The following is a 3,084-nucleotide window of genomic DNA, read 5'->3' on the forward strand; positions in this document are numbered from 1 at the left end:
GTTTGTGGGGTGGTGGGGGGGGGGGTTTGGGGGCGGGGGGGCATGCGCGCAACACGCGCGCTTTTAAAGTCCCCCTGTTGGGGGCAGCCCCCCGCGCCCACAAACGGCAGGCGAGGCTCAGGCCGGCAGCGATTGCCCGCCATCCACCGCCAGTACCTGGCCGGTGATCCAGCGCGCTGTGGGCGAGCACAGGAACACGGCGGTATTGGCTACATCCTCGACATTGCCGAAGCCGCCGAACGGGATCCTGGTGCGGATCTGTTCGTAGAGTTCGGGGGCGCTGCTGCGGCGCTGCTCCCACAGTCCACCCGGGAATTCGATCGAGCCCGGTGCCAGCGCGTTGACCCGGATGCGCTCGCGCGCCAGCTCGGTGGCCAGGCTGGTGGTGTAGTAGTTCAATGCCGCCTTGGCAGCGGAGTATGCCGCTGCGCGCGGCGTCGGTACCGAGGCATTGATCGAGCTGATATTGAGGATGGCCGGCATCGTGCTCAGGCGCAGATGCGGCAGGGCACTGCGGTTGGCGCGCACGGCTGCCATCAGGTCGATATCGAAGCCGGCCTGCCAGCTGGCATCGTCATTGCCGTTGCCATACCCGGAGGCGTTGTTGATGAGGATATCGACGCCACCCAATGCGGCCGCAGCGGCATCGATCCAGCGTTGGATCTGCGCCGGGTCGGCGAGATCACATTGCTGCGTGTGCGCGGCAGCTGCACCGTCGCCCAGCAGCTGTTCGCCGGCCTGCTGCAGTGCTGCGGCACCACGCGCGCAGATGCTCACGCTTGCGCCTTCGCGGGCAAAAGCCTGGGCAATGGCCAAGCCTATGCCGCGGCTGCCACCGGCAACCAGGACACGTGCATTCTGCAGGGAAACGGGGGAATTCATTGCTGCGGTTCCGGTGGACTCAGGGCCCACATTATCCCGCTGTTGCATTGAAGGTGGCCAACGCGCGAGTCCGTGGTCAGGGCAGGCCGGGCACGTTCAAGGACGCGAACAGGATGTTCTGCGCCTTTTTGGCCATCGATCGCGGCAGCTTGGCGATGAAGGTATCGCCGGTGAGCGCCATATCACCACGGAGGATGAAGCCGTTGATCTGGGTATAGCTCTTGATGCTGTACTTGTTCCCGTCCTGGCTCAGTTCCAGATACATCGGCGAGGTCAGGATGTTGTTGCCCTTGCGATACACGCGGGTGCCATCGATGTCGCGGACCAGGCGGTAACCCTGCTGGCCTGCCCAGGCATCAACCTTGGCCGTTACATTCTCGTCGGAGCTGAAGCTGGTGAGGTCATGCGGCCTGCCGCTGTTCCTTGCCATCAATGCCAGGATGTTGACCAGGGCCAGGCCGCCCAGTGCACCCACGATCATTCCGGTGATCAAACCCATGCTGTTGCCTCGTTGAAGTCGGGGCGGCATTCCAGCACATCGCAAGGCCAGCTGTCGTGAAGTTTCCGCGCTACTTCCAGGTATTGGGCGGTGCGCCACGTTCCGGATACTTCATCTGCACGATGCAGAAGCGATGACCGGTAGGTGCTTCCATCACCCACCAGCGTTTGACCTTGCCGATGCGGCGTGCGCCCAGCGCTTCAAGCCGGTCAGCTTCGGCATCGATATCGTCGGCTTCTATATCCAGATGCACGCGTGGGGCGTGATCGACGCGTTGCACTTCAACATGCAGGTCAGCGGGGGCGCCCAACAGTTCGGCATATTGCGCGCCATCGTCCTCGGTGTAGCCGGGCTCGGCTTTCAGGCCGAGTGCGGGTGCCCAGAACGCGGCGGCGGCATCGCTGTCGGTGCCCTGGCAATCAATGATGAAACCGGCCAGGCGGCTGCGGTGACTCATATGGGTGCTCCGGTGACAGAGGAGCGCAGCGTACACCCGCTATTGGCGGGCGCGTGTTATCGCATTGTCGGCAACAGGTGCAGAAGCGCTCAGTCGCCATGCACTGATGCACAACACGCTGTACACACTCCACTCCGCCAGGCGTTGCAGCAGTCCACGCCAAGCGTGCAATGGCTCCAGCCCCATCAACACGAACAGCAGCAGCCAGAGTCCCGCCAGGCCGATCCACAGCACGCGCGTGCCTGGCTGTATTGCCGGTGCACTTGCCAGCAGCACCAGGCCGAGTGCGGTGCCCAGATAGGTGAACACGCCGAGCAGGGTATGCAGTGATTGCGAAAGGCTGCCGCCAATCGGGCAACCGAGGTCGCAGGGCGCCAACGCGGAGCCTATCCATGCCAGCGGTTCGCACAGCAGCAGCCAATAGCCGAAGCGACTGGCACCACGCACTGGTACCGTCCGTGCGAACGCGAACAGCAGTAGTGCGGCGAGGACGCCGACTGGAATGAAGCCGAGCAGGCTGATCACCTGTGCATGCGCGCTGCCGGTCGCGCCGAGTTCGCTGATGTACTGCGATAGCGGTGAGTAACCGGGTTTGAGCGCGGCACCGCCGAGCAACATCAGCAGGTACATCGCCACGAACAGCAGGATCAAACAGCGCTGGAAACGCATCGTCGGCCCGTTGATGGTTGCGGTGCTCAGCGTACGCGATTGGACAGGAACAGCTCCACCTTGCCGCAGCTCGGGCAGGCATGCAGGTCGAATTCCTCGCGGTTGACGAACAGCTCGCCGATATCGCCCAGCAGGAAGGGCATGGCCTGCGAGCCTTCGTGGAAGCGTTTGCGGCCGATGAATTCCATGCGCATGCCAGGGCAACGCGGACAGTCGATCAAACGTGGTGGCTGCATCCAGCTGCGCCCGGCCTCAGGCTGGAAGTCGCGTGGCGGTGGTGCGCCGTCGGCATGGGTGCCGCATTTCCAGCACTGGTCGAAGCTGTCTTCGTTTACTTCCTTGCAGTTGCTGCAGGTCCAGGTGCCCATGGTGGTTTTGCTTGTAGATGTGGGTGGGGCAATCCTAGCGCTGGAATTCTGGTGTGGCGTTACAGGTGGGTGATGTTTTTTTTGTGGTTAGGTTTGGATGCAAGATCAAAGGCAGGAGCTGCCCTCACCCCAACCCCACTCCCCCACCCCGGCAGGGGGCGAGTGCACAAGCGACCCCAGCGGGACGCCCCCCACACCCCCCCCCCCGG

General features: G+C 63.5%; 5 protein-coding genes. All 5 read right to left on the bottom strand.

Annotation, left to right across the window (positions count from 1 at the left end):
* Positions 1-117: 117 nt before the first annotated feature.
* The 5 genes from AC1VWL_RS19195 to AC1VWL_RS19215 all read right to left on the bottom strand — a co-directional run bounded on the left by AC1VWL_RS19195 (position 118) and on the right by AC1VWL_RS19215 (position 2,875).
* Positions 118-882, bottom strand: a complete 765-nt coding sequence (locus AC1VWL_RS19195; protein WP_482987743.1) for an SDR family NAD(P)-dependent oxidoreductase — start codon at positions 880-882, stop codon at positions 118-120.
* 76 nt (positions 883-958) lie between these two features.
* Positions 959-1,381, bottom strand: coding sequence for a hypothetical protein (locus AC1VWL_RS19200; RefSeq protein WP_482987744.1), 423 nt, complete (start codon positions 1,379-1,381; stop codon positions 959-961).
* Positions 1,382-1,451: 70 nt separating this feature from the next.
* A complete protein-coding gene (locus tag AC1VWL_RS19205) occupies positions 1,452-1,838 on the bottom strand; it encodes a VOC family protein (protein WP_282273275.1) in 387 nt (128 codons plus the stop codon).
* Between the two features lie 39 nt (positions 1,839-1,877).
* Positions 1,878-2,507, bottom strand: coding sequence for a DUF998 domain-containing protein (locus AC1VWL_RS19210; protein ID WP_482987745.1), 630 nt, complete (start codon positions 2,505-2,507; stop codon positions 1,878-1,880).
* 26 nt (positions 2,508-2,533) lie between these two features.
* Positions 2,534-2,875 carry a hypothetical protein gene (locus AC1VWL_RS19215; RefSeq protein ID WP_481510391.1) on the bottom strand — a complete coding sequence of 114 codons (342 nt, stop codon included), beginning with the start codon at positions 2,873-2,875 and terminating at the stop codon, positions 2,534-2,536.
* Positions 2,876-3,084 lie beyond the last annotated feature (209 nt).

Source organism: Stenotrophomonas sp. STEN063, from assembly GCF_056854515.1.